The organism is Pseudomonas cavernicola (assembly GCF_003596405.1).
Classification (GTDB): domain Bacteria; phylum Pseudomonadota; class Gammaproteobacteria; order Pseudomonadales; family Pseudomonadaceae; genus Aquipseudomonas; species Aquipseudomonas cavernicola.
Genome location: NZ_QYUR01000008.1, coordinates 943,614 through 969,551, shown reverse-complemented (window position 1 = coordinate 969,551; position 25,938 = coordinate 943,614). Strand labels below are relative to the sequence as shown.

Annotated in this window: 16 protein-coding genes and 5 pseudogenes; 12 read left to right on the top strand and 9 right to left on the bottom strand. The window is 63.0% G+C overall.

Annotated elements, in window-relative coordinates; translation table 11 throughout:
* Positions 1 to 169 precede the first annotated feature (169 nt).
* Genes D3879_RS26170 through D3879_RS26155 form a run of 4 tightly spaced genes read left to right on the top strand, consistent with a single transcriptional unit; the run spans position 170 to position 4,274 of the window.
* A complete protein-coding gene (locus D3879_RS26170; protein WP_119957045.1) occupies positions 170 to 1,021 on the top strand; it encodes an SDR family NAD(P)-dependent oxidoreductase in 852 nt (283 codons plus the stop codon).
* Positions 1,011 to 1,937: an alpha/beta hydrolase gene (locus tag D3879_RS26165; protein ID WP_119957041.1), complete on the top strand. Its 927-nt coding sequence runs from the start codon at positions 1,011 to 1,013 to the stop codon at positions 1,935 to 1,937. The genes D3879_RS26170 and D3879_RS26165 overlap by 11 nt, the downstream gene beginning before the upstream one ends.
* Before the next feature lie 14 nt (positions 1,938 to 1,951).
* On the top strand, positions 1,952 to 3,061 hold the full coding sequence (gene ribB / locus D3879_RS26160; RefSeq protein ID WP_119957046.1) for a 3,4-dihydroxy-2-butanone-4-phosphate synthase: 1,110 nt from the start codon (positions 1,952 to 1,954) through the stop codon (positions 3,059 to 3,061).
* Positions 3,062 to 3,068: 7 nt separating this feature from the next.
* Positions 3,069 to 4,274 (top strand): NADH:flavin oxidoreductase, encoded by a 1,206-nt coding sequence (locus tag D3879_RS26155; RefSeq protein ID WP_119957040.1) that lies wholly within the window; start codon positions 3,069 to 3,071, stop codon positions 4,272 to 4,274.
* A 234-nt stretch (positions 4,275 to 4,508) separates the two neighbouring features.
* Here D3879_RS26155 and D3879_RS26150 read toward each other — a convergent pair whose 3' ends face one another.
* Positions 4,509 to 5,276 (bottom strand): SDR family oxidoreductase, encoded by a 768-nt coding sequence (locus tag D3879_RS26150; protein ID WP_119957039.1) that lies wholly within the window; start codon positions 5,274 to 5,276, stop codon positions 4,509 to 4,511.
* A gap of 39 nt (positions 5,277 to 5,315) precedes the next feature.
* Positions 5,316 to 5,972 (bottom strand): annotated as a pseudogene (locus D3879_RS26145) (phosphotransferase family protein); the annotation flags it as partial.
* Here D3879_RS26145 and D3879_RS26140 point away from each other — a divergent pair.
* Positions 5,964 to 6,551: pseudogene (locus D3879_RS26140) on the top strand (phosphotransferase family protein); the annotation flags it as partial. The pseudogenes D3879_RS26145 and D3879_RS26140 overlap by 9 nt on opposite strands.
* A gap of 39 nt (positions 6,552 to 6,590) precedes the next feature.
* Positions 6,591 to 7,358 carry an SDR family oxidoreductase gene (locus D3879_RS26135; RefSeq protein WP_119957039.1) on the top strand — a complete coding sequence of 256 codons (768 nt, stop codon included), beginning with the start codon at positions 6,591 to 6,593 and terminating at the stop codon, positions 7,356 to 7,358.
* A gap of 234 nt (positions 7,359 to 7,592) precedes the next feature.
* Here D3879_RS26135 and D3879_RS26130 read toward each other — a convergent pair whose 3' ends face one another.
* The 4 genes and pseudogenes from D3879_RS26130 to D3879_RS26115 all read right to left on the bottom strand — a co-directional run bounded on the left by D3879_RS26130 (position 7,593) and on the right by D3879_RS26115 (position 11,696).
* Positions 7,593 to 8,798 (bottom strand): NADH:flavin oxidoreductase, encoded by a 1,206-nt coding sequence (locus D3879_RS26130; protein ID WP_119957040.1) that lies wholly within the window; start codon positions 8,796 to 8,798, stop codon positions 7,593 to 7,595.
* A 7-nt stretch (positions 8,799 to 8,805) separates the two neighbouring features.
* Positions 8,806 to 9,914: pseudogene (gene ribB / locus D3879_RS26125) on the bottom strand (3,4-dihydroxy-2-butanone-4-phosphate synthase).
* Between the two features lie 14 nt (positions 9,915 to 9,928).
* A complete protein-coding gene (locus tag D3879_RS26120; RefSeq protein WP_119957041.1) occupies positions 9,929 to 10,855 on the bottom strand; it encodes an alpha/beta hydrolase in 927 nt (308 codons plus the stop codon).
* Entirely contained in the window at positions 10,845 to 11,696 is an 852-nt protein-coding gene (locus D3879_RS26115) for an SDR family NAD(P)-dependent oxidoreductase (protein WP_119957045.1), read from the bottom strand. The genes D3879_RS26120 and D3879_RS26115 overlap by 11 nt, the downstream gene beginning before the upstream one ends.
* Before the next feature lie 192 nt (positions 11,697 to 11,888).
* Between D3879_RS26115 and D3879_RS26110 the strand changes: the two are divergent.
* The 6 genes and pseudogenes from D3879_RS26110 (at position 11,889) to D3879_RS26075 (ending at position 23,112) form a co-directional block, all read left to right on the top strand.
* Positions 11,889 to 12,931: pseudogene (locus D3879_RS26110) on the top strand (3-ketosteroid-9-alpha-monooxygenase, oxygenase component).
* A 164-nt stretch (positions 12,932 to 13,095) separates the two neighbouring features.
* Positions 13,096 to 14,235, top strand: coding sequence for a helix-turn-helix transcriptional regulator (locus tag D3879_RS26105; protein ID WP_119957044.1), 1,140 nt, complete (start codon positions 13,096 to 13,098; stop codon positions 14,233 to 14,235).
* A gap of 5,094 nt (positions 14,236 to 19,329) precedes the next feature.
* The gene (locus D3879_RS26090) at positions 19,330 to 19,860 is read left to right on the top strand and encodes an SDR family NAD(P)-dependent oxidoreductase (RefSeq protein ID WP_119957042.1); all 531 of its coding nucleotides are present in this window, start codon (positions 19,330 to 19,332) and stop codon (positions 19,858 to 19,860) included.
* Entirely contained in the window at positions 19,850 to 20,776 is a 927-nt protein-coding gene (locus tag D3879_RS26085) for an alpha/beta hydrolase (protein ID WP_119957041.1), read from the top strand. Before D3879_RS26090 ends, D3879_RS26085 begins: the two co-directional genes overlap by 11 nt.
* Positions 20,777 to 20,790: 14 nt before the next feature.
* A pseudogene (ribB, locus tag D3879_RS26080) lies at positions 20,791 to 21,899 on the top strand (3,4-dihydroxy-2-butanone-4-phosphate synthase).
* 7 nt (positions 21,900 to 21,906) lie between these two features.
* Positions 21,907 to 23,112 (top strand): NADH:flavin oxidoreductase, encoded by a 1,206-nt coding sequence (locus tag D3879_RS26075; RefSeq protein ID WP_119957040.1) that lies wholly within the window; start codon positions 21,907 to 21,909, stop codon positions 23,110 to 23,112.
* 234 nt (positions 23,113 to 23,346) lie between these two features.
* On the opposite strand, the gene D3879_RS26070 is transcribed toward D3879_RS26075, so the two are convergent.
* From D3879_RS26070 to D3879_RS26060, 3 genes are all read right to left on the bottom strand, one after another.
* Positions 23,347 to 24,114 (bottom strand): SDR family oxidoreductase, encoded by a 768-nt coding sequence (locus tag D3879_RS26070; RefSeq protein WP_119957039.1) that lies wholly within the window; start codon positions 24,112 to 24,114, stop codon positions 23,347 to 23,349.
* 39 nt (positions 24,115 to 24,153) lie between these two features.
* Complete coding sequence (locus D3879_RS26065) at positions 24,154 to 25,221, bottom strand: phosphotransferase family protein (protein WP_119957038.1); 1,068 nt, start codon at positions 25,219 to 25,221, stop codon at positions 24,154 to 24,156.
* Positions 25,222 to 25,573: 352 nt separating this feature from the next.
* Positions 25,574 to 25,888, bottom strand: a complete 315-nt coding sequence (locus tag D3879_RS26060; RefSeq protein WP_119957037.1) for an SCP2 sterol-binding domain-containing protein — start codon at positions 25,886 to 25,888, stop codon at positions 25,574 to 25,576.
* Positions 25,889 to 25,938: the final 50 nt, after the last annotated feature.

Here is a 25,938-nt window from a genome sequence, read left to right as displayed (position 1 = left end):
TGATTGGGCTGCCGCTGGTTCAGGCAAACCTTGGGCAGCGCTTTTGCACGTTCCGGATTCTGCAACTCCTGTAGCTGAGGGCATCGTCTGAATGGACGATGGCTGGCGCGGCAGAGGCGGCTCTACTGGCGCCAACGCTAAACAGCAGAACAAGAAGCAGGAGTCGCCAATGAGCATTGAACAGGGCCGCGTGGCGGTTATCACGGGTGCGGCCAGCGGCATTGGTCGCGGTCTGGCCGAATATGCCGCAGGGCTAGGCATGCGCCTGGTACTCAGCGATGTGGACGGGCAGCGGCTGCAGGCACTGTGCGCGGAATTGCAGGCACTGGGCGCCGAGGCTGTCGCCTGCGTGACCGATGTCGGCGACCCGGCGCAGGTCGAGCGTCTGCGCGATGTAGCGGTGGAGCGCTTCGGTGGCGTCGATCTGCTGTTCAACAACGCCGGGGTGATGCAGACCGGGCACTGCTGGGAGATCACCCAGGAGCAGTGGCAGCGCATGCTCAGTGTCAACCTGCAAGGCGTGATCAATGGCATTCGCAGCTTCGTGCCGCTGCTACTGGAGCAGGGCCGCCCGGCCCATGTGGTCAACACCGCCTCGCTTGCGGGCCTGGTCAGCAGCCCCTTGATGGCACCCTACAACGTGACCAAACAGGCGGTGGTCGCGCTCTCGGAAACCCTGCATTACGAGCTGAGCCTGCAACAGGCGCAGGTCTCGGTGTCGGTGCTTTGCCCAGGGCCGGTAGCCAGCGAGATCATGGCCTCGGACCAGGTCGCAGGCGCTGCCGGTGCGCAGTTCAACGAGCTGCTCGATACCAGCATCCGCCAGGGCATGACCCCGCTCGAACTAGCCGAACTGGTGTTCACTGCGGTGCGCGAGAAGCGCTTCTGGATACTCCCGCACAAGTTCTTCAAGCCGGCATTGGAGCGGCGGATGCAGAGCATTCTCGAAGAGACCAATCCGCTGTTTCAGTTTGTTGATGAGAAAGGAACCGAGATTGAAGGAGAGCACGATGCCGCTTGATAGCCAGATCGCCGCCGTACTGCAGCAGTTCAGTGGCCTGCCGCAGCAGGATCTCAGCCAGCTGAGTGCCGCGCAGTATCGCCAGTCTGCCGACAACATGATGCAGCCCATCCCCGGCGAGCCCATGGCCGAGGTTCGCGATCTGCGCGTGGCCGGCGCCACCGGCGAGTTGGACGCGCGCCTGTATCGGCCGCTGGACCAGCCGAACCTGCCGCTCCTGGTGTTCTTCCATGGCGGCGGCTTCGTCTTTGGCACTCTGGATACCCATGACAACCTCTGCCGCTCGCTTGCCAAACAGACTGGCGCCGTGGTGGTGTCGATCGCCTACCGGTTGGCACCGGAGGCCAAGTTCCCGGCGGCCCCGCTGGATTGCTACCGCGTCACCTGTTGGCTGGTCGAGCAGGCTCAGGCCCTGGGCGTCGACGCCAGCCGCCTAGCCCTGGCTGGCGACAGCGCCGGGGGCAACCTGGCGCTTGCTGTGAGCCGCCTGGCGGCCGAGCGCAAAGGCCCGCGTATCAGCTATCAATGCCTGTTTTATCCGGTCACCGATGGGCGCTGTGACAGTCCCTCCTATGAGGCCTTCGCCGAGGGCTATTTCCTCACCCGCGAGATGATGCTGTGGTGCTGGCAGCACTATCTGCAGAATCCCGAGCAGGCTGATGACGCACTCGCCTCGCCGTTGCGCGCCGAGGAACTGGACAATCTGCCGCCCACCACCCTGATCACCGCCGAGTTCGACCCGCTGCGCGACGAGGGCGAGGCCTTCGCCAAGCGCCTGCAGCAAGCCGGCGTCGCCACGCGCCTGGAGCGCTATGACGGGATGATCCACGGCTTCGTCAGCATGGCACCCTTTGTCGAGCGCGCGGCCGAAGCCCTGGCGGCGGCGGCCACCGATCTGCGCGCGGCGCTTAACTGAGGGGAGGGCGGAGCATGCAACTGGATACCCCGCAGCAACTGCTCGAGGCCATCCGCCGTGGCGAGATGGTGGTCATCACCGACGACGAAAGCGACAGCGAAGGCTCGCTACTGATGGCGGCCGAGCAAGTCGATGCCAGCGCGATCAATTTTATGGCGCTGCATGCCAGAGGCCTAATCTGCCTGGCCTTGACCGAGGAACGCTGCCAGGCGCTGGGCCTCGGCCTGATGGTGCCGAACTCGCGCGCGCTCCATGGCATGGGCTTTACCGTGTCGATTGAGGCGACCACCGGCGTCTCCACCGGGATCTCCGCCGCCGACCGTGCGCGTTCGATCCAGGTCGCGGTGGATCCGGCCAGCGGCCCCAGCGATCTGGTCCAGCCGGGGCATATTTTCCCGTTGCAGGCGCAGCCGGGCGGGGTGATGCAGCGCGCCGGGCATATCGAGGCCGCCTGCGATCTGGCGCGCCTGGCCGGGCTAATGCCGGCGGCGACCCTGGTCGGCATCCTCAACGAAGAGGGGGAGATGGCCCGAGGTGCCGAGTTGCAAGCGTTTGCTCAGACGCACGGGTTGAGGATCGGCAGCATCGCCGACCTGATCCACTACCGCATCCTGCATGAAGGCACCATCCAGCGCTCCGACGAATATCCGCTGCGCACTCGTCATGGCGAGTTTCGGGTGCTGACCTATCACGATGCCTACAAGGGGCAACTGCACCTGGCGCTGGTCAAGGGCCAGATCAGCACCGAGCGCCCCACGTTGGTGCGGGTGCAGGCGGTCGAGACCCTGCGCGACTCACTCGGCTGCGAGCCCGAGAGCGGGCCGCAGCAATGGAACCTGGAGCGTGCCCTGGCGCGCGTAGCCGCCGAGGGCAGCGGCGTGGTGGTCTTGCTGGCGCAGCAGGAAATCCCGAGCGGCCTGCTCGAGCAACTGCGCCAGCAGGGCGGTGGCAAGCCGCGGCCGCCACAGTTCCCGCAGCGCACCCTGGGCATAGGCGCGCAGATCCTGCGCGACCTCAATGTGCGCAAGATGCGCCTGCTGAGTTTCCCGGTACCTTACAAGGCGGTCTCCGGTTTCGAGCTGGAAGTCGCCGAATTCATCCCCTTCCATCCGGCAACAGGGTGAGGCCGCGATGACAGCCGCGCTGGAAAAACTCTTTGGTCCGGCGCGTTTAGCCGGGCTGACGCTGCGTAACCGGGTGATCAAGACCGCCACCTTCGAGGGCATGTGCCCCGGCGGGGTACCGGGCGAGGAGCTGATCCGCCACCACGCCGAGATGGCCCGTGGCGGGGTGGCGCTGACTACTCTGGCCTACTGCGGGGTGTCGCCGGACGGCCTGACCTTCCCCGACCAGATGTGGATGCACGAGGGCATCTTTGCGCAGCTGCAACGCCTCACCGCCGCGGTGCATGCCGAGGGTGGCGCCGTTTCCGCGCAGTTGGCCCATTGCGGCTTCTTCAGTCGCAACAAGCCCCGCAATATCCCGCGGCCCAAAGGGCCGAGCGCCGGCATCAATCAGTACGGTCTGTTCTCCGGGATTCCCTTCGCCGGCGCCATGACCGCGCAAGACATCGCCAAGACCCTGGGCGAATACGCCGAGGCCGCGGCCTTCGTCAAACGGGCGGGTTTCGATGCGATCGAGATCCACATGGGCCACGGCTACCTGCTCAGCCAATTCATCTCGCCGGCGACCAACAAGCGCCGCGACCAATACGGCGGCTCGCTGGAGAACCGCATGCGCCTACCGCTGGAGGTGCTGGCGGCGGTGCGCGCGGCGGTGGGCGAGGACTTCCCGCTGCTGGCCAAGCTCAACCTCAGCGACGGCTTCGCCGGCGGCCTGAGCATCGAGGAGTCCTGCCGCGCCGCGCAGCTGCTGGAGCAGGCCGGGCTGAACGCCATTGTCATGAGCGGTGGCTCGGTCACCCGCTCACCGATGTATCTGTTCCGTGGCGACAGCCCGCTTGCGGCCATGGTCAAGCTGGAGAAGAACCCGCTGCAGCGCACCGCGATGAAACTGTTCGGCGGCGCCCTATTTCCCGATTCGCCCTTCGAGGAGCTGTATTTTCTCGAACAAGCGCGACGGATGCGCCAGGCCACTCGGCTGCCGCTGGTCTACCTGGGCGGTGTGAGCAGCGCCGAGAGCATGCGCCGAGCGATGAACGAGGGCTTCGACTTCATCGCCATGGGCCGCGCCCTGCTCAATGACCCCGACTTGCTGGAGCGGGTGCGCTCCGACGCACAGCACCGGAGTGCCTGCACCCACTGCAACCTGTGTGTCGCCAGTATGGCGCTACCGGGTGGGGTGCGTTGTGTGCTGAATGCGCCAGGGTGTTTGTAGATTGTGCGTAAGAAGTGGGATGGGTACGAGTCTGGGAGCCCCATGGAGCACTGAAGTTGGTTAGCCGCTTCAGGCAAAAATGCAGTGGGGTGCGGTCCGATCAGCGATGACGCATAACAAAGGTTCTTCCCGGAACTCCGGGGGGTGGCGGTGAACACCGGATAGGCAAGAGGGTGTTAACCCTTCATGTCCCCCGGTAGTCCGTGAAGAACCTTTTTAATGCTTGGCGATCACTCAGGAGAGGAAGCCGCCATCCACATTCAGCGCCACGCCAGTGGTGTAGCTGGACGCATCGCTAGCCAGGTACAGCACGGTGCCGGCCATCTCGCTCGGGTCCGCCACGCGCTTGAGCGGAATCTGCAGCAGAGCGGTATTCAGGATCGCGTCGTTTTTCACTAGGGCGGAAGCGAACTTGGTGTCGGTCAGGCCTGGCAGCAGCGCGTTGCAGCGGATGCCGAACTGCGCGCACTCCTTGGCGAAGACCTTGGTCATATTGATCACCGCAGCTTTCGTCACGGAGTAGATGCCTTGGAAGATTCCCGGCGATACGCCGTTGATCGAGGCAACGTTGATGATGCTGCCTTTGCCGTTTTCACGCATCAGCTTGCCGGCTTCGATGGACATGAAGAAGTAACCGCGGATGTTCACATCCACGGTCTTCTGGAAGGCCGACAAGTCGGTATCCAGCACATTGCAGAACTGCGGGTTGGTGGCGGCGTTATTGACCAGAATGTCCAGGCGACCAAATTGCTCGCGGATTTGCGCAAAAACGCTTTGAATCTGTTCCATCTCGCCGATATGACAGGCGATAGCCGTGGCTTTGCCGCCAGCCGCGATAATCGCGTCAGCTACGGCTTGGCAGCCTTCGATCTTGCGGCTGGAGACGATGACATGGGCGCCTTGCTGAGCCAGCAGTTTGGCGATGGCTTCGCCGATTCCGCGGCTGGCACCCGATACGAAGGCGATTTTGCCGTCGAGGTCGAACAGTGTGGTCTTGGACATGGGGTTCCCCTTGTGATGGGCCGAAAGTTGTAAGCCGGATTACAGCGTCGATTTATTGATGACTTGCAGGCTCATGTGCTCCAGCAGCTTGTTCATCTGAATGAACTGTGCGAAGCGTTTGTCCTGGGTTTGGCCATGGAAGAAACGGTAGTAAATCTGCTGCACGATGCCGGCCAGGCGGAACAGGCCGTAGGTGTAGTAGAAGTCGAAATTCTTGATCTCGATGCCTGAGCGCTCGGCGTAGTAGTCGACGAACTCCTGGCGGGTCAGCATGCCCGGCGCATTACTCGGCTGGCGGCGCATCAGTTGCACCGGCGGCGGGTCATTGGCTTCGATCCAGTAGGCCAAGGTGTTGCCCAGGTCCATCAGCGGGTCGCCGATAGTGGTCAGCTCCCAGTCCAGTACGCCGATGATCTGCATCGGGTTGGCCGGGTCGAGGATGACGTTGTCGAAGCGGTAGTCGTTATGCACGATGCTCGACTTGTGATGGTCGGCCGGCATCTTGTCCTTCAGCCAGGCTTTGGTGGTTTCCCAGGTCGGCGCGTCAGGGGTCAGGGCTTTCTCGTAGCGGTCGCTCCAGCCACCGATCTGGCGCTGTACATAGCCTTCCGGCTTGCCCAGGTCGCCGAGACCACAGGCGTGGTAGTCGACGTTGTGCAGGTCGACGAACTTGTCGATGAAGTTTTTGCACAGACTGGCAAGCCGGAAGGCTATGTACAGCGCCAGATCGGTGGCTGGAGCGACCGCTACGAGAAAGCCCTGACCCCTGACGCGCCGACCTGGGAAACCACCAAAGCCTGGCTGAAGGACAAGATGCCGGCCGACCATCACAAGTCGAGCATCGTGCATAACGACTACCGCTTCGACAACGTCATCCTCGACCCGGCCAACCCGATGCAGATCATCGGCGTACTGGACTGGGAGCTGACCACTATCGGCGACCCGCTGATGGACCTGGGCAACACCTTGGCCTACTGGATCGAAGCCAATGACCCGCCGCCGGTGCAACTGATGCGCCGCCAGCCGAGTAATGCGCCGGGCATGCTGACCCGCCAGGAGTTCGTCGACTACTACGCCGAGCGCTCAGGCATCGAGATCAAGAATTTCGACTTCTACTACACCTACGGCCTGTTCCGCCTGGCCGGCATCGTGCAGCAGATTTACTACCGTTTCTTCCATGGCCAAACCCAGGACAAACGCTTCGCACAGTTCATTCAGATGAACAAGCTGCTGGAGCACATGAGCCTGCAAGTCATCAATAAATCGACGCTGTAATCCGGCTTACAACTTTCGGCCCATCACAAGGGGAACCCCATGTCCAAGACCACACTGTTCGACCTCGACGGCAAAATCGCCTTCGTATCGGGTGCCAGCCGCGGAATCGGCGAAGCCATCGCCAAACTGCTGGCTCAGCAAGGCGCCCATGTCATCGTCTCCAGCCGCAAGATCGAAGGCTGCCAAGCCGTAGCTGACGCGATTATCGCGGCTGGCGGCAAAGCCACGGCTATCGCCTGTCATATCGGCGAGATGGAACAGATTCAAAGCGTTTTTGCGCAAATCCGCGAGCAATTTGGTCGCCTGGACATTCTGGTCAATAACGCCGCCACCAACCCGCAGTTCTGCAATGTGCTGGATACCGACTTGTCGGCCTTCCAGAAGACCGTGGATGTGAACATCCGCGGTTACTTCTTCATGTCCATCGAAGCCGGCAAGCTGATGCGTGAAAACGGCAAAGGCAGCATCATCAACGTTGCCTCGATCAACGGCGTATCGCCGGGAATCTTCCAAGGCATCTACTCCGTGACGAAAGCTGCGGTGATCAATATGACCAAGGTCTTCGCCAAGGAGTGCGCGCAGTTCGGCATCCGCTGCAACGCGCTGCTGCCAGGCCTGACCGACACCAAGTTCGCTTCCGCCCTAGTGAAAAACGACGCGATCCTGAATACCGCTCTGCTGCAGATTCCGCTCAAGCGCGTGGCGGACCCGAGCGAGATGGCCGGCACCGTGCTGTACCTGGCTAGCGATGCGTCCAGCTACACCACTGGCGTGGCGCTGAATGTGGATGGCGGCTTCCTCTCCTGAGTGATCGCCAAGCATTAAAAAGGTTCTTCACGGACTACCGGGGGACATGAAGGGTTAACACCCTCTTGCCTATCCGGTGTTCACCGCCACCCCCCGGAGTTCCGGGAAGAACCTTTGTTATGCGTCATCGCTGATCGGACCGCACCCCACTGCATTTTTGCCTGAAGCGGCTAACCAACTTCAGTGCTCCATGGGGCTCCCAGACTCGTACCCATCCCACTTCTTACGCACAATCTACAAACACCCTGGCGCATTCAGCACACAACGCACCCCACCCGGTAGCGCCATACTGGCGACACACAGGTTGCAGTGGGTGCAGGCACTCCGGTGCTGTGCGTCGGAGCGCACCCGCTCCAGCAAGTCGGGGTCATTGAGCAGGGCGCGGCCCATGGCGATGAAGTCGAAGCCCTCGTTCATCGCTCGGCGCATGCTCTCGGCGCTGCTCACACCGCCCAGGTAGACCAGCGGCAGCCGAGTGGCCTGGCGCATCCGTCGCGCTTGTTCGAGAAAATACAGCTCCTCGAAGGGCGAATCGGGAAATAGGGCGCCGCCGAACAGTTTCATCGCGGTGCGCTGCAGCGGGTTCTTCTCCAGCTTGACCATGGCCGCAAGCGGGCTGTCGCCACGGAACAGATACATCGGTGAGCGGGTGACCGAGCCACCGCTCATGACAATGGCGTTCAGCCCGGCCTGCTCCAGCAGCTGCGCGGCGCGGCAGGACTCCTCGATGCTCAGGCCGCCGGCGAAGCCGTCGCTGAGGTTGAGCTTGGCCAGCAGCGGGAAGTCCTCGCCCACCGCCGCGCGCACCGCCGCCAGCACCTCCAGCGGTAGGCGCATGCGGTTCTCCAGCGAGCCGCCGTATTGGTCGCGGCGCTTGTTGGTCGCCGGCGAGATGAATTGGCTGAGCAGGTAGCCGTGGCCCATGTGGATCTCGATCGCATCGAAACCCGCCCGTTTGACGAAGGCCGCGGCCTCGGCGTATTCGCCCAGGGTCTTGGCGATGTCTTGCGCGGTCATGGCGCCGGCGAAGGGAATCCCGGAGAACAGACCGTACTGATTGATGCCGGCGCTCGGCCCTTTGGGCCGCGGGATATTGCGGGGCTTGTTGCGACTGAAGAAGCCGCAATGGGCCAACTGCGCGGAAACGGCGCCACCCTCGGCATGCACCGCGGCGGTGAGGCGTTGCAGCTGCGCAAAGATGCCCTCGTGCATCCACATCTGGTCGGGGAAGGTCAGGCCGTCCGGCGACACCCCGCAGTAGGCCAGAGTAGTCAGCGCCACCCCGCCACGGGCCATCTCGGCGTGGTGGCGGATCAGCTCCTCGCCCGGTACCCCGCCGGGGCACATGCCCTCGAAGGTGGCGGTCTTGATCACCCGGTTACGCAGCGTCAGCCCGGCTAAACGCGCCGGACCAAAGAGTTTTTCCAGCGCGGCTGTCATCGCGGCCTCACCCTGTTGCCGGATGGAAGGGGATGAATTCGGCGACTTCCAGCTCGAAACCGGAGACCGCCTTGTAAGGTACCGGGAAACTCAGCAGGCGCATCTTGCGCACATTGAGGTCGCGCAGGATCTGCGCGCCTATGCCCAGGGTGCGCTGCGGGAACTGTGGCGGCCGCGGCTTGCCACCGCCCTGCTGGCGCAGTTGCTCGAGCAGGCCGCTCGGGATTTCCTGCTGCGCCAGCAAGACCACCACGCCGCTGCCCTCGGCGGCTACGCGCGCCAGGGCACGCTCCAGGTTCCATTGCTGCGGCCCGCTCTCGGGCTCGCAGCCGAGTGAGTCGCGCAGGGTCTCGACCGCCTGCACCCGCACCAACGTGGGGCGCTCGGTGCTGATCTGGCCCTTGACCAGCGCCAGGTGCAGTTGCCCCTTGTAGGCATCGTGATAGGTCAGCACCCGAAACTCGCCATGACGAGTGCGCAGCGGATATTCGTCGGAGCGCTGGATGGTGCCTTCATGCAGGATGCGGTAGTGGATCAGGTCGGCGATGCTGCCGATCCTCAACCCGTGCGTCTGAGCAAACGCTTGCAACTCGGCACCTCGGGCCATCTCCCCCTCTTCGTTGAGGATGCCGACCAGGGTCGCCGCCGGCATTAGCCCGGCCAGGCGCGCCAGATCGCAGGCGGCCTCGATATGCCCGGCGCGCTGCATCACCCCGCCCGGCTGCGCCTGCAACGGGAAAATATGCCCCGGCTGGACCAGATCGCTGGGCCGCTGGCCGGATCCACCGCGACCTGGATCGAACGCGCACGGTCGGCGGCGGAGATCCCGGTGGAGACGCCGGTGGTCGCCTCAATCGACACGGTAAAGCCCATGCCATGGAGCGCGCGCGAGTTCGGCACCATCAGGCCGAGGCCCAGCGCCTGGCAGCGTTCCTCGGTCAAGGCCAGGCAGATTAGGCCTCTGGCATGCAGCGCCATAAAATTGATCGCGCTGGCATCGACTTGCTCGGCCGCCATCAGTAGCGAGCCTTCGCTGTCGCTTTCGTCGTCGGTGATGACCACCATCTCGCCACGGCGGATGGCCTCGAGCAGTTGCTGCGGGGTATCCAGTTGCATGCTCCGCCCTCCCCTCAGTTAAGCGCCGCGCGCAGATCGGTGGCCGCCGCCGCCAGGGCTTCGGCCGCGCGCTCGACAAAGGGTGCCATGCTGACGAAGCCGTGGATCATCCCGTCATAGCGCTCCAGGCGCGTGGCGACGCCGGCTTGCTGCAGGCGCTTGGCGAAGGCCTCGCCCTCGTCGCGCAGCGGGTCGAACTCGGCGGTGATCAGGGTGGTGGGCGGCAGATTGTCCAGTTCCTCGGCGCGCAACGGCGAGGCGAGTGCGTCATCAGCCTGCTCGGGATTCTGCAGATAGTGCTGCCAGCACCACAGCATCATCTCGCGGGTGAGGAAATAGCCCTCGGCGAAGGCCTCATAGGAGGGACTGTCACAGCGCCCATCGGTGACCGGATAAAACAGGCATTGATAGCTGATACGCGGGCCTTTGCGCTCGGCCGCCAGGCGGCTCACAGCAAGCGCCAGGTTGCCCCCGGCGCTGTCGCCAGCCAGGGCTAGGCGGCTGGCGTCGACGCCCAGGGCCTGAGCCTGCTCGACCAGCCAACAGGTGACGCGGTAGCAATCCAGCGGGGCCGCCGGGAACTTGGCCTCCGGTGCCAACCGGTAGGCGATCGACACCACCACGGCGCCAGTCTGTTTGGCAAGCGAGCGGCAGAGGTTGTCATGGGTATCCAGAGTGCCAAAGACGAAGCCGCCGCCATGGAAGAACACCAGGAGCGGCAGGTTCGGCTGGTCCAGCGGCCGATACAGGCGCGCGTCCAACTCGCCGGTGGCGCCGGCCACGCGCAGATCGCGAACCTCGGCCATGGGCTCGCCGGGGATGGGCTGCATCATGTTGTCGGCAGACTGGCGATACTGCGCGGCACTCAGCTGGCTGAGATCCTGCTGCGGCAGGCCACTGAACTGCTGCAGTACGGCGGCGATCTGGCTATCAAGCGGCATCGTGCTCTCCTTCAATCTCGGTTCCTTTCTCATCAACAAACTGAAACAGCGGATTGGTCTCTTCGAGAATGCTCTGCATCCGCCGCTCCAATGCCGGCTTGAAGAACTTGTGCGGGAGTATCCAGAAGCGCTTCTCGCGCACCGCAGTGAACACCAGTTCGGCTAGTTCGAGCGGGGTCATGCCCTGGCGGATGCTGGTATCGAGCAGCTCGTTGAACTGCGCACCGGCAGCGCCTGCGACCTGGTCCGAGGCCATGATCTCGCTGGCTACCGGCCCTGGGCAAAGCACCGACACCGAGACCTGCGCCTGTTGCAGGCTCAGCTCGTAATGCAGGGTTTCCGAGAGCGCGACCACCGCCTGTTTGGTCACGTTGTAGGGTGCCATCAAGGGGCTGCTGACCAGGCCCGCAAGCGAGGCGGTGTTGACCACATGGGCCGGGCGGCCCTGCTCCAGTAGCAGCGGCACGAAGCTGCGAATGCCATTGATCACGCCTTGCAGGTTGACACTGAGCATGCGCTGCCACTGCTCCTGGGTGATCTCCCAGCAGTGCCCGGTCTGCATCACCCCGGCGTTGTTGAACAGCAGATCGACGCCACCGAAGCGCTCCACCGCTACATCGCGCAGACGCTCGACCTGCGCCGGGTCGCCGACATCGGTCACGCAGGCGACAGCCTCGGCGCCCAGTGCCTGCAATTCCGCGCACAGTGCCTGCAGCCGCTGCCCGTCCACATCGCTGAGTACCAGGCGCATGCCTAGCCCTGCGGCATATTCGGCCAGACCGCGACCAATGCCGCTGGCCGCACCCGTGATAACCGCCACGCGGCCCTGTTCAATGCTCATTGGCGACTCCTGCTTCTTGTTCTGCTGTTTAGCGTTGGCGCCAGTAGAGCCGCCTCTGCCGCGCCAGCCATCGTCCATTCAGACGATGCCCTCAGCTACAGGAGTTGCAGAATCCGGAACGTGCAAAAGCGCTGCCCAAGGTTTGCCTGAACCAGCGGCAGCCCAATCAGGAACGCCCCGGAGAACAACAAGATGAGCACCCTGCATCGCATCGAAACGAGACAACTGGAAGACCGTTACGCCCGTGGCTGGCACTGTCTCGGCCTGGCCGCCCAATACCGCGACGGCAAGGCCCATCGGCTGGACGTATTCGGTACCCGTCTGGTGGCCTTCCAGGCGAAGACGGTGAGCTGCATATTCTCGACGGCTACTGCCCGCACATGGGCGCCGATCTCAGCCAGGGCTGCGTCGAGGGCAACTCCCTGCGCTGCCCCTTCCACGCCTGGCGCTGGGGCGCCGACGGCGTGTGTGACGACATCCCCTATGCCAAACGCATCCCGCCACGAGCCAAGGTCAAGAGCTGGCCGATCCTGGAAGAGAACCAACTGCTGTTCGTCTGGAACGATCCAGAAGGCAACTCACCGATCGCCGAGCAGAGCATCCCGCGGATCGACGCCAGCTACAGCGACGAGTGGGCCGAGTGGGAAGTCGCCGAGCTGCAGATCGCGACCAACTGCCGCGAACTGATCGACAACGTCGCTGACATGGCGCACTTCGGCACAGTGCATGGTGCCCCGGTGGAGGCGTTCAGTAACGTCTTCGAGCGTCATATGGCGACCCAGATCATGTGCGCGCGCAGCGAACGGCTGTCGGGCGACAGCGAACTGAACACCGTGGCCACCTATTTCGGCCCGGCTTACCAGATCACCGAAATGACCGGCGAGATGAACGGCCAGCCGATCCATTCGATCCTGCTCAACTGCCACGTACCGATCGACCTGCACAGCTTCACCCTGCGCTACGGCGTACTGGTGAAAAAGATCCCCGGCCTCAGCGAGGAACAGAACAGCGCCATGGCCAAGGCCTACGTAGAGCAGGCGCAAGCAGCCTTCTATGAAGACGTGGCGATCTGGCACAGCAAGACCCGCGTCGACAACCCGCTGCTGTGCGACGGCGACGGCCCGGTCTACCAGTTGCGCAAGTGGTACCAGCAGTTCTACACCGACGTCGCCGAGCTGCCGGCCGAGGTCAACGAGCGCAAGACCTTCGCCGTACGCGCGCGCGAATTCGCCTAAGTTCCTGCGCAACAACTGCCGCGTTGGAAACAGCGCCTGAGTCGGGATGGCGGCACCCCCTGCCGCCATCTATCCAGCTCTCTAGCCAGGGCGTTGCACTCGGCAGAAGACAGCGCTTATGCTCAGTGTTCGCTACAGCATAAAAATAAAAAACGGTACCCCTTATGGCTCGCACACTCAGTCTCGAGACGTTCAGCGAGATGCTCGGCAATCTCTACCAGGGGCCGCTGGAGAACATCCCCTGGGCGACCTTTCTCAACCAACTCAATTTGTACCTGGACAGCAAGTACGTCACCTTCATCCTGCGCCCACCGAGCGCGCAGGTGGAAGGTCTGATGGTCACCACCAACGGCACCTCAGCAGAGGTGGTTGAGGGGATCGCCTCGTACAATAAGTATTTCTTCACCCTTGACCCCTTCGTCGGCTTGCCCAACCGCCAAGTCGTCACCCTCGAGGAGTTCGTCTCCAAGGACGACTGGCTGAACTCCGAGTTCTACAAGAGTTTTCTCGAGCCGGGGGACGTCTTCCACATCCTCGGCGCCGACATCAATACCTGCGACGGCGCGCAGTGCCGCATCCGCATCAGCCGCGGCCGCGCCAGCCCGGCCTTCAGCAGCGAAGACAAGGCCCTGCTCACGCAATTCATCCCGCACCTTGAGCGCTCGATCAAGATCCACATGCAGCTCAACCGCATCGAGACCGAACGCAACCTCTACGCCGGTGCGGTGGACCAGCTGGCGGTCGGCACCATCATCCTCGACGAGACGGGCAAGGTGCTGCAGACCAACCAGGTCGCCGACCGCCTGATCCAGGACAAGGACGGCCTCAAGCTGGTCAACGATGGCCTGCAGGTTGGCACCGCCCGCGACACCCAGGAATTCCGCCGGTTGGTGAAACAGGCCCTGCTCTCGCAGAAGAGCAACAACCCCTCGGTGGTCGAGGCCCTGCGCGTGCAGCGGCCGTCCGGGCGGGCGGATCTCGGCATCATAGTGCGCTCGGTGCCGCTGTCGGCCTGGAGCGAAGGCAAGCAGTGCCCGGCGGTGGTGATCTTTATCAGCGACCCGGAGCAGCAGTCCAGCGCCCCCCAGGAGATCGTCCGCGCGCTGTTCGACTTCACCCCGGCCGAAACCCAGTTGGCCATGCTGTTGGCCAACGGCCTGACTCTCGACGAAGCCTCGGAAGAGCTGGGCATCAGCCGCAACACCGCACGCGCGCACCTGCGCTCGACCTTCTCCAAAACCGGCGTGACCCGCCAGACCATGCTGGTACGGCTGATCCTGCGCAGCGTGGCGACGCTCGGCTAGCCGCCCGCCAGGATAATTCGTTTGCCAGTCGTGGTCCGTAGGCTGGGTAGAGCCGATTTTGGCGAAACCCAGCGGGCCAACGCTAGCAGCGCTGGTTTCGCTTCGCTCTACCCAGCCTACCCCGAGTTCCATGAGCAGACGGTTGAAAACGGTCTGCTAGTCCGCTTGGACGATGCGGCATGGACGCCGGCGCGCAAAGTGCACTAACCGAGACGCCTTCCCCAAGCGCAGGGGCCTAGCCATGCGGACCTGTCCGACCATCCTGAAAACCGAACTACTGCCGAAAGTGGCTACTTCCAGATTGAGGCCTTGCACCTGCAATCAGCAACGGCCAACAACGCGTCTACGAACGCCTGCGCGGCACCGGCTACCGCTCGGTGATGCTAGTGCGATGCCCGATCCGGAACACGTGCTGCTGGTGCGTGAATACGCGGTGGGGTGAGGCCAAAGTCCTCGGCCTGCCCTAAGGGCGGCGCGAGCCCGACGAGCGGAGGATTACTGCAAGCGGCACAACGCGAAACTTGATCGAGGAAGTCGGCCTGCGCGCCGAACGCGCTCACCGGCTGGGCGAGCTGACCCGGGCGCCCGGCCACCTGTGCACCGTTATCGGGTGGTACTCGCCGAACAGCTGGCCCTGCTTACCTGCCCGGCGGACGAACCCGAACCGCCTGGACCTCATCCGACCTGCCGCTGGCGCAGTTATTCCACGAACTTGGTCGCCCTTGGCGAACTGCAACGAGCGCCCGCGCAATCGCCGCGCTTTTTCAGGCCCTGGCGCCCTAGCGCCGACGGGCTGAGGCACACGCACAAGACCATAATCGGCTTCCGTTCTGGCGTCGCTAGTCCATTCGACGAAGCCGCGCGAGCGGGCCCTTCATAAGGTGGCTCCACAACAACAAAGCCTAGTCGCAGCAGCAACTGGTTGGGTATGGACGGTGCGGGACATAAAACAAGTCCGCGTAAGCCTGGCAGGCAGTCATTCCCGCCAGCCGGTAAAGGGCCTGAGTTCTTCAGCGGGCAGGCTCAGGGTCTCCTGCTGCTGGCGAGACAAGACGAGGCATCAGCAGAGGCTATCGTGGTTTTTTTCATAGCGGGCCTCGCATCCTTATGGGCCGCCCGCAGATCAGGCTGTCTCAGCCGCTGGGCTGGCGCTTAGGCATTTTGTTGTTGTGAGCCCACCTTAGAAGGGCCGCTCGCGGCGACTTCGTCCGAATGGGACTAGACGCCAGCAGGAGCCGATTAATGTCTGTGTGCGATGTGCCTCAGCCACGTCGCGGCAGGCGCCAGGGCCATGAAGCGCGCGGATTGCGCGGCCTCGTCAGTTCGCCAACGGCGACCAGTTCAGGAATCTGCGCCAGCGGCAGGCGGGATGAGGTCCAGCGGTTCGGGTTTCGTCGCCGGCAGGTAGAGGGGCTCAGCTGTTCGGCGCAGTACCACCGTATAACGCCGCCTGGCACAGGTGGCGGGCGCCAGGTCAGCTCGCCAGCTCGGTGAGGCGTCGGCGCGCAGAGGCCGACTTCCTCATACTGTTCGCATGGTGCGCGTGGGCAGTAATCCTCGATCGGGCTCGGGACCGCCGCCCTTGGGCAGGCGAGACAGTTGGCCTCCACCCCCACCGGTATTCCCACGCCCCACAGCAGCACGTGCTTCCGGATCGGGCATCGCACTAGCATCCACCGAGCCGGTTGAGCCGGTGCCCGACGCAGGCGTTCGTAGGACGGCCCGTTGTTGGCCGTTTGCTGAATTGCAGGTGCAAGCCTCAATCTGGAAGGTAGCCACTTCGGCCAGTAGTTCGGTTTCAGGATGGTTCGGACCAGGTTCCGCATGCTAAGGCCCCCTGCGCTTGGGAAGGCGCTCGGTTAGTGCACTTGCGCGCCGCGCGTCCATGCGCCATCGTCCAAGCGGGACTAGCAGACCGTTTTTTCAAAAACCGTCTGCTCATGGAAACTTGGGGTGAGGCTGGGGTTAGAGCGAAGCGAAACCCAGCGCTGTAGCGTGGCCCGCTGGTTTCCAAAAATCGGCTCTACCCAGGCCCTACGGACCACGACTGGCAAACGATTATTCCTGCGGGCGGCTAGCCGAGCGCTCGCCACGCTGCGCATGGTCAGCCGTTACCAGCAATGTCTGGCGGGTCACGCCGGTATTTGGAGAAGGTCCGAGCGCAGGTGCGCGCGTGCGGGGTTCGGCTGAGCCCAGCCTCTTGCGAGGCTTCTGTCGAGAGTCAGGCCGTGGGCCAACAGCATGGCCAACGGGGTTTCGGCCGTAGACGGTGAGTTCGAACAGCGCGCGGACGAGCTCCTGGGGCGGCGCTGGACTGCTTGCTCCGGATCGCGTGAAAAGATCACCAACCCCGGGGGCACTGCTTGCCTTCGCTCAGGCCGACGCGGCCACCGGAAGCGCACTATGATGGCGAGACCCGCCCGCCCGATCGGCCGCTTGCCACGCCGCAGGCTCGACCCCGAGGGTTGTGGCTCTTCTGCGAGAGCAGGGCCAATGTTTCACCAAGCCGCGGGAATCACTGGGGTCGCGGGCGTGCAAACTGCCAGGCCATCGTTTGACCAGCTTTGAGGCCGTTCCTGTTCCGGATCAGGCGGTCGGCGACCTGGTTGTCTGCAGCACCTTTGCCCGTCTCCGAGGATGAATGGCTTTGCCGACCGGCCAGCTGGGTTCCACCGCACCGCGTAAGAGTTGCGTTCGTCTTCGATGCGGCTTGAGCTATGCAAGTGATCTTTGATCAGCGCTCAATGGTGCGGGATGAATTGCGTAGCGGCCTTGTCTTCGTGCTGAAGGCCGGGCTGCGCGGCCGGCGGCTGTGCGGATGCGGCACTGCCGCGCCGTCGCATGGATTGTAGGTCGGCGCGAGGATGTGGAAGAACGTCCCCCGGCTCGAGAAAACTCTTGTAGAACTCGGGAGTTCAGCCAGTCGTCCTTGGACGAACTCCTCGACGGTGGACGACTTGGCGGTTTGGGCAAGCCGACGAAACCGGGATCAAGGGTTGAAGAAATACTTATTGTACAGGCGATCCTCAACCACCTCTAGCTGAGGTGCGTTTGTGGTGACCAATCCAGACCCTTCCACCGTGGCGCGCTCGGTGGCACGCAGGCATGAAGTGGACGGTTACTTGCTGTCCAGTACAAATTGAGATTGGTTGAGAAGGTCGCCCCGAGGGCATGTTCTCCAGCGGGCCCCTGGGAAGATTTGCCGAGCAGTCTCGCTGAAGATCTCGAGACCTGAGTGTGCGCAGCATAAGGGGTACCCGTTTTTTATTTTTCATGCTGTAGCGAACACTGAGCATAAGAGCGCTAAGTCTTCTGCCAGAGTGCAACGCCTGGCTAAGAGTCTGGATTAGATGGCGGCAGGGGGTGCCGCCATCCCGACTCAGCGCTGTTTATCCAACGCGGCAGTTGTTTTGCGCCAGGAGCTTACGCCGCGTATTCTGCGCCCCGCGCGTACGGCGAAGGTCTTGCGCCGTGGACCTCGTGCCGGCAGCTCGGCGACGGCGGTTGTAGAACTGCTCGGGTACCACTTGCGCAGACTGCTTAGAACCGGGGCCGTTCGCCGTCGCACAGCAGCGGAATGTTGTCGACGCGGGGGCTCTTGCTGGGCCAGATCGCCACGTCTTCATAGAAGCTGCTTGCGCCTGCTCTACTAGGCCTTTGGCCATGGCGCTGTTCTGTCTCCTCGCTGAGGCCGGGGATCTTTTCACCAGTACGCCGTTAGCGCAAGATGAAGCTGTGCAAGGTCGAATGGTACGTGGCAGCCTTGAGCAGATACGAATGGATCGGCTGGCCGGTTCATCTCGCGGTCATTTCGGTGATCTGGTAAGCGGGCCGAAATAGGTGGCACGGTGAATTCCAGGTTCGCTGTCCGCGACAGCCGTTCGCTGCGCCGCGCACATGATCTGGGTCGCCAATATGACGCTCGGAAGGACGTTTACTGAAACGCCTCCACCGGGGCACCATGCCACTGTGCCGAAGTGCGCCATGTTCAGCGACGTTGCGATCAGTTCGCGCAGTTGGTCGCATCTGCAGCTCGGCGACGTCCCACTCGGACCCACTCGTCGCTGTAGCGGCGTCGGATCCGCGGGGATGCTCTGCTCGGCGATCAGGGTGAGTTGCCTCTGGATCGTATCCAGACAACAGCAGTTTGGTCTCTATCCAGGATCGGCCAGCGCTTGACGTGTCGTGGGGGTGCGTTTGGCATAGGGGATGGTCGTCACACACGCGTCGGCGCCCCAGCGCCAGGCGTGGAAGGGGCAGCGCAGGGGAGTGCCATCGACGGCAGCCCGGCATGAGATCGGACGCCCAGTTGCGGCAGTAGCCGTCGCCGAGGAATATGCAGCTCACCGTCTTCGCCCGAAGGCCACACAGACGGGTACCGGAATACGTCCAGCGATGGGCCATTGCACTCGCCGGGGTATTTGGGCGGGCCAGGCCGAGACAAGTGCCAGCCACGGGCAAGCGTACGGTCTTCCCCAGTTTGTCTTTCGTGTTTCGATGCGATGCTGCAGGGTTGCTCGCTTGTTTCTCCGGGGCGTTCCTGATTGGCTGCCGCTGGTATCAGGCAAACCGTTGCGCAGCGCGTTTTTGCACGTTCCGGATTTCTGCAACTCCTGTAGCTGAGGGCATCGTTCTGAACATGCGACGATTGGCTGGCCGCCGGCAGAGGCGGCGCGTACTGGCGACAACGCTAAAACAGCGAACAAGAAGGCAGGGGAGCGCCCAATGAGCATTTGAACAGGGCCGGTATTGCGTGAGCGGTTTATCACGGGTGCGGGCCAGCGATTTGGTCGGCGGTGCGGCCGAATATGCCGCAGGGGCTAGGCATGCCCTGGTACTCAGGCGATGTGAACGGCAGGCGGCATGCAGGACTGTGCGCGAATTGCAGGCACTGGGCGCAGAGAGCTGTCGCACTGACAGTGACCGATATGTCGGCGGAACCCCGGCGCAGGTCGAGCTCTGCGACAGATGTAGCGTTGGAAAGCGCTTCTGGTGCGATCCACTTTCGATCTGCTGTTCAACAACCGCCGGGGGTGAGGCAGACGGGCACCTGTCTGGGAGATCACCCAGAAGGCAGTCTGGCAGCGCGAAATCATGCTCAGTGTCAACCTGGCAAGCTGTGAATCAAGGGCATTCGCAGGCATTCAGTGCCGCCTGCCTCTGGAGCAGGGCCGCCCGGCCCATGTGGTCAACACCGCCTCGCTTGCGGGCCTGGTCAGCAGCCCCTTGATGGCACCCTACAACGTGACCAAACAGGCGGTGGTCGCGCTCTCGGAAACCCTGCATTACGAGCTGAGCCTGCAACAGGCGCAGGTCTCGGTGTCGGTGCTTTGCCCAGGGCCGGTAGCCAGCGAGATCATGGCCTCGGACCAGGTCGCAGGCGCTGCCGGTGCGCAGTTCAACGAGCTGCTCGATACCAGCATCCGCCAGGGCATGACCCCGCTCGAACTAGCCGAACTGGTGTTCACTGCGGTGCGCGAGAAGCGCTTCTGGATACTCCCGCACAAGTTCTTCAAGCCGGCATTGGAGCGGCGGATGCAGAGCATTCTCGAAGAGACCAATCCGCTGTTTCAGTTTGTTGATGAGAAAGGAACCGAGATTGAAGGAGAGCACGATGCCGCTTGATAGCCAGATCGCCGCCGTACTGCAGCAGTTCAGTGGCCTGCCGCAGCAGGATCTCAGCCAGCTGAGTGCCGCGCAGTATCGCCAGTCTGCCGACAACATGATGCAGCCCATCCCCGGCGAGCCCATGGCCGAGGTTCGCGATCTGCGCGTGGCCGGCGCCACCGGCGAGTTGGACGCGCGCCTGTATCGGCCGCTGGACCAGCCGAACCTGCCGCTCCTGGTGTTCTTCCATGGCGGCGGCTTCGTCTTTGGCACTCTGGATACCCATGACAACCTCTGCCGCTCGCTTGCCAAACAGACTGGCGCCGTGGTGGTGTCGATCGCCTACCGGTTGGCACCGGAGGCCAAGTTCCCGGCGGCCCCGCTGGATTGCTACCGCGTCACCTGTTGGCTGGTCGAGCAGGCTCAGGCCCTGGGCGTCGACGCCAGCCGCCTAGCCCTGGCTGGCGACAGCGCCGGGGGCAACCTGGCGCTTGCTGTGAGCCGCCTGGCGGCCGAGCGCAAAGGCCCGCGTATCAGCTATCAATGCCTGTTTTATCCGGTCACCGATGGGCGCTGTGACAGTCCCTCCTATGAGGCCTTCGCCGAGGGCTATTTCCTCACCCGCGAGATGATGCTGTGGTGCTGGCAGCACTATCTGCAGAATCCCGAGCAGGCTGATGACGCACTCGCCTCGCCGTTGCGCGCCGAGGAACTGGACAATCTGCCGCCCACCACCCTGATCACCGCCGAGTTCGACCCGCTGCGCGACGAGGGCGAGGCCTTCGCCAAGCGCCTGCAGCAAGCCGGCGTCGCCACGCGCCTGGAGCGCTATGACGGGATGATCCACGGCTTCGTCAGCATGGCACCCTTTGTCGAGCGCGCGGCCGAAGCCCTGGCGGCGGCGGCCACCGATCTGCGCGCGGCGCTTAACTGAGGGGAGGGCGGAGCATGCAACTGGATACCCCGCAGCAACTGCTCGAGGCCATCCGCCGTGGCGAGATGGTGGTCATCACCGACGACGAAAGCGACAGCGAAGGCTCGCTACTGATGGCGGCCGAGCAAGTCGATGCCAGCGCGATCAATTTTATGGCGCTGCATGCCAGAGGCCTAATCTGCCTGGCCTTGACCGAGGAACGCTGCCAGGCGCTGGGCCTCGGCCTGATGGTGCCGAACTCGCGCGCGCTCCATGGCATGGGCTTTACCGTGTCGATTGAGGCGACCACCGGCGTCTCCACCGGGATCTCCGCCGCCGACCGTGCGCGTTCGATCCAGGTCGCGGTGGATCCGGCCAGCGGCCCCAGCGATCTGGTCCAGCCGGGGCATATTTTCCCGTTGCAGGCGCAGCCGGGCGGGGTGATGCAGCGCGCCGGGCATATCGAGGCCGCCTGCGATCTGGCGCGCCTGGCCGGGCTAATGCCGGCGGCGACCCTGGTCGGCATCCTCAACGAAGAGGGGGAGATGGCCCGAGGTGCGAGTTGCAAGCGTTTGCTCAGACGCACGGGTTGAGGATCGGCAGCATCGCCGACCTGATCCACTACCGCATCCTGCATGAAGGCACCATCCAGCGCTCCGACGAATATCCGCTGCGCACTCGTCATGGCGAGTTTCGGGTGCTGACCTATCACGATGCCTACAAGGGGCAACTGCACCTGGCGCTGGTCAAGGGCCAGATCAGCACCGAGCGCCCCACGTTGGTGCGGGTGCAGGCGGTCGAGACCCTGCGCGACTCACTCGGCTGCGAGCCCGAGAGCGGGCCGCAGCAATGGAACCTGGAGCGTGCCCTGGCGCGCGTAGCCGCCGAGGGCAGCGGCGTGGTGGTCTTGCTGGCGCAGCAGGAAATCCCGAGCGGCCTGCTCGAGCAACTGCGCCAGCAGGGCGGTGGCAAGCCGCGGCCGCCACAGTTCCCGCAGCGCACCCTGGGCATAGGCGCGCAGATCCTGCGCGACCTCAATGTGCGCAAGATGCGCCTGCTGAGTTTCCCGGTACCTTACAAGGCGGTCTCCGGTTTCGAGCTGGAAGTCGCCGAATTCATCCCCTTCCATCCGGCAACAGGGTGAGGCCGCGATGACAGCCGCGCTGGAAAAACTCTTTGGTCCGGCGCGTTTAGCCGGGCTGACGCTGCGTAACCGGGTGATCAAGACCGCCACCTTCGAGGGCATGTGCCCCGGCGGGGTACCGGGCGAGGAGCTGATCCGCCACCACGCCGAGATGGCCCGTGGCGGGGTGGCGCTGACTACTCTGGCCTACTGCGGGGTGTCGCCGGACGGCCTGACCTTCCCCGACCAGATGTGGATGCACGAGGGCATCTTTGCGCAGCTGCAACGCCTCACCGCCGCGGTGCATGCCGAGGGTGGCGCCGTTTCCGCGCAGTTGGCCCATTGCGGCTTCTTCAGTCGCAACAAGCCCCGCAATATCCCGCGGCCCAAAGGGCCGAGCGCCGGCATCAATCAGTACGGTCTGTTCTCCGGGATTCCCTTCGCCGGCGCCATGACCGCGCAAGACATCGCCAAGACCCTGGGCGAATACGCCGAGGCCGCGGCCTTCGTCAAACGGGCGGGTTTCGATGCGATCGAGATCCACATGGGCCACGGCTACCTGCTCAGCCAATTCATCTCGCCGGCGACCAACAAGCGCCGCGACCAATACGGCGGCTCGCTGGAGAACCGCATGCGCCTACCGCTGGAGGTGCTGGCGGCGGTGCGCGCGGCGGTGGGCGAGGACTTCCCGCTGCTGGCCAAGCTCAACCTCAGCGACGGCTTCGCCGGCGGCCTGAGCATCGAGGAGTCCTGCCGCGCCGCGCAGCTGCTGGAGCAGGCCGGGCTGAACGCCATTGTCATGAGCGGTGGCTCGGTCACCCGCTCACCGATGTATCTGTTCCGTGGCGACAGCCCGCTTGCGGCCATGGTCAAGCTGGAGAAGAACCCGCTGCAGCGCACCGCGATGAAACTGTTCGGCGGCGCCCTATTTCCCGATTCGCCCTTCGAGGAGCTGTATTTTCTCGAACAAGCGCGACGGATGCGCCAGGCCACTCGGCTGCCGCTGGTCTACCTGGGCGGTGTGAGCAGCGCCGAGAGCATGCGCCGAGCGATGAACGAGGGCTTCGACTTCATCGCCATGGGCCGCGCCCTGCTCAATGACCCCGACTTGCTGGAGCGGGTGCGCTCCGACGCACAGCACCGGAGTGCCTGCACCCACTGCAACCTGTGTGTCGCCAGTATGGCGCTACCGGGTGGGGTGCGTTGTGTGCTGAATGCGCCAGGGTGTTTGTAGATTGTGCGTAAGAAGTGGGATGGGTACGAGTCTGGGAGCCCCATGGAGCACTGAAGTTGGTTAGCCGCTTCAGGCAAAAATGCAGTGGGGTGCGGTCCGATCAGCGATGACGCATAACAAAGGTTCTTCCCGGAACTCCGGGGGGTGGCGGTGAACACCGGATAGGCAAGAGGGTGTTAACCCTTCATGTCCCCCGGTAGTCCGTGAAGAACCTTTTTAATGCTTGGCGATCACTCAGGAGAGGAAGCCGCCATCCACATTCAGCGCCACGCCAGTGGTGTAGCTGGACGCATCGCTAGCCAGGTACAGCACGGTGCCGGCCATCTCGCTCGGGTCCGCCACGCGCTTGAGCGGAATCTGCAGCAGAGCGGTATTCAGGATCGCGTCGTTTTTCACTAGGGCGGAAGCGAACTTGGTGTCGGTCAGGCCTGGCAGCAGCGCGTTGCAGCGGATGCCGAACTGCGCGCACTCCTTGGCGAAGACCTTGGTCATATTGATCACCGCAGCTTTCGTCACGGAGTAGATGCCTTGGAAGATTCCCGGCGATACGCCGTTGATCGAGGCAACGTTGATGATGCTGCCTTTGCCGTTTTCACGCATCAGCTTGCCGGCTTCGATGGACATGAAGAAGTAACCGCGGATGTTCACATCCACGGTCTTCTGGAAGGCCGACAAGTCGGTATCCAGCACATTGCAGAACTGCGGGTTGGTGGCGGCGTTATTGACCAGAATGTCCAGGCGACCAAATTGCTCGCGGATTTGCGCAAAAACGCTTTGAATCTGTTCCATCTCGCCGATATGACAGGCGATAGCCGTGGCTTTGCCGCCAGCCGCGATAATCGCGTCAGCTACGGCTTGGCAGCCTTCGATCTTGCGGCTGGAGACGATGACATGGGCGCCTTGCTGAGCCAGCAGTTTGGCGATGGCTTCGCCGATTCCGCGGCTGGCACCCGATACGAAGGCGATTTTGCCGTCGAGGTCGAACAGTGTGGTCTTGGACATGGGGTTCCCCTTGTGATGGGCCGAAAGTTGTAAGCCGGATTACAGCGTCGATTTATTGATGACTTGCAGGCTCATGTGCTCCAGCAGCTTGTTCATCTGAATGAACTGTGCGAAGCGTTTGTCCTGGGTTTGGCCATGGAAGAAACGGTAGTAAATCTGCTGCACGATGCCGGCCAGGCGGAACAGGCCGTAGGTGTAGTAGAAGTCGAAATTCTTGATCTCGATGCCTGAGCGCTCGGCGTAGTAGTCGACGAACTCCTGGCGGGTCAGCATGCCCGGCGCATTACTCGGCTGGCGGCGCATCAGTTGCACCGGCGGCGGGTCATTGGCTTCGATCCAGTAGGCCAAGGTGTTGCCCAGGTCCATCAGCGGGTCGCCGATAGTGGTCAGCTCCCAGTCCAGTACGCCGATGATCTGCATCGGGTTGGCCGGGTCGAGGATGACGTTGTCGAAGCGGTAGTCGTTATGCACGATGCTCGACTTGTGATGGTCGGCCGGCATCTTGTCCTTCAGCCAGGCTTTGGTGGTTTCCCAGGTCGGCGCGTCAGGGGTCAGGGCTTTCTCGTAGCGGTCGCTCCAGCCACCGATCTGGCGCTGTACATAGCCTTCCGGCTTGCCCAGGTCGCCGAGACCACAGGCGTGGTAGTCGACGTTGTGCAGGTCGACGAACTTGTCGATGAAGTTTTTGCACAGAGCGCGGGTTTGCGCCTCATCCAGTTTTAGCTCAGGTGGCAGGTCGGCACGCAGAATGATGCCGTTGACGCGTTCCATTACATAGAACTCAGCGCCAATCACCGACTCGTCGGTGCAGTGCAGGTAGGCTTTTGGGCAGTAGGGGAAGCCAGCGTTCAGTTGATTGAGAATGCGGTACTCACGGCCCATGTCGTGCGCTGATTTGGCTTTATGGCCAAATGGAGGGCGCCGCAGTACGAACTCCTGATTCGGATATTCGAGCAAGTAAGTCAGGTTTGAGGCACCGCCGGGAAACTGGCTGATGCGTGGCTCGCCCGTCAGGCCGGGAATATGCGCCTTGAGGTACTGGTCAATGATGGCGGAGTCGAGCTCTTCGCCATTGCGGATACGGGTGGACTGGTCAGTAAGCGCCATGCTTATCCCTTCTACTTATGATGGGGGCCTTCGACTATTGGCTAATCTAATGCCGCTAAGGATGCGTCACAAGCTGCGCGGTCCCTTATTGGCGAGCGTGTTGCCTGTTAATCAGCCTGCCTGATTGCTTCCTGATAGCAGGCTTGCGGCGAAAAAAAACCGGAGTCGCAGGACTCCGGTTCTTGGTCACGCAGCAATAGCGTAGATGCTTGCAACCTGTTCAGGGTCGTCGCGAGCGAAGGTCAGGCAAGGCGAAAACAGGCGAGAAAGCGGAGTTGGCTAGAGCCAATGAGCATTCCGACCCTGTTTTCAACGCAGCATCACCGAGCGCAGCAGACTCCTGGGCAGGTTCTCAAACCGGGAACAGCTCGCCCAGCTTCATCGCCAGCATCATGTCGCCTTCAGCGCGCAGTTTGCCGCCCATGAACGCTTGCATACCGTCAGTTTCGCCGCTGGTGATGCCTTTCAGGGTCTCGGTGTTCATGATCAGGGTCACGTTGGCGTTGGCGGCGTCGCCTTGTTGCAGCTCGCAGGTGCCGTCTTTCACTACCAGATAGTGGTTTTCGCCATCTTCAATGTTGAACTGGAATACCAGGTCCAGGCCAGCAGCGGCACCGGCATTGAACTTGGACTGCATGGTTTTGACGATGTCAGCAACTGTGGTCATGGTTCTATCCTTTATAGTTTTCAGGTTTTTCGAGCGGCCTTGCGGGCCAC

What these genes read in the sequence shown, in the direction of transcription:
- D3879_RS26170 (WP_119957045.1), top strand. Translation starts at nt 170, where the DNA reads ATGAGCATTGAACAGGGCCGCGTGGCGGTTATCACGGGTGCGGCCAGC.
- D3879_RS26165 (WP_119957041.1), top strand. Translation starts at nt 1,011, where the DNA reads ATGCCGCTTGATAGCCAGATCGCCGCCGTACTGCAGCAGTTCAGTGGC.
- ribB (WP_119957046.1), top strand. Translation starts at nt 1,952, where the DNA reads ATGCAACTGGATACCCCGCAGCAACTGCTCGAGGCCATCCGCCGTGGC.
- D3879_RS26155 (WP_119957040.1), top strand. Translation starts at nt 3,069, where the DNA reads ATGACAGCCGCGCTGGAAAAACTCTTTGGTCCGGCGCGTTTAGCCGGG.
- D3879_RS26150 (WP_119957039.1), bottom strand. Translation starts at nt 5,276, where the DNA reads ATGTCCAAGACCACACTGTTCGACCTCGACGGCAAAATCGCCTTCGTA.
- D3879_RS26135 (WP_119957039.1), top strand. Translation starts at nt 6,591, where the DNA reads ATGTCCAAGACCACACTGTTCGACCTCGACGGCAAAATCGCCTTCGTA.
- D3879_RS26130 (WP_119957040.1), bottom strand. Translation starts at nt 8,798, where the DNA reads ATGACAGCCGCGCTGGAAAAACTCTTTGGTCCGGCGCGTTTAGCCGGG.
- D3879_RS26120 (WP_119957041.1), bottom strand. Translation starts at nt 10,855, where the DNA reads ATGCCGCTTGATAGCCAGATCGCCGCCGTACTGCAGCAGTTCAGTGGC.
- D3879_RS26115 (WP_119957045.1), bottom strand. Translation starts at nt 11,696, where the DNA reads ATGAGCATTGAACAGGGCCGCGTGGCGGTTATCACGGGTGCGGCCAGC.
- D3879_RS26105 (WP_119957044.1), top strand. Translation starts at nt 13,096, where the DNA reads ATGGCTCGCACACTCAGTCTCGAGACGTTCAGCGAGATGCTCGGCAAT.
- D3879_RS26090 (WP_119957042.1), top strand. Translation starts at nt 19,330, where the DNA reads ATGCTCAGTGTCAACCTGGCAAGCTGTGAATCAAGGGCATTCGCAGGC.
- D3879_RS26085 (WP_119957041.1), top strand. Translation starts at nt 19,850, where the DNA reads ATGCCGCTTGATAGCCAGATCGCCGCCGTACTGCAGCAGTTCAGTGGC.
- D3879_RS26075 (WP_119957040.1), top strand. Translation starts at nt 21,907, where the DNA reads ATGACAGCCGCGCTGGAAAAACTCTTTGGTCCGGCGCGTTTAGCCGGG.
- D3879_RS26070 (WP_119957039.1), bottom strand. Translation starts at nt 24,114, where the DNA reads ATGTCCAAGACCACACTGTTCGACCTCGACGGCAAAATCGCCTTCGTA.
- D3879_RS26065 (WP_119957038.1), bottom strand. Translation starts at nt 25,221, where the DNA reads ATGGCGCTTACTGACCAGTCCACCCGTATCCGCAATGGCGAAGAGCTC.
- D3879_RS26060 (WP_119957037.1), bottom strand. Translation starts at nt 25,888, where the DNA reads ATGACCACAGTTGCTGACATCGTCAAAACCATGCAGTCCAAGTTCAAT.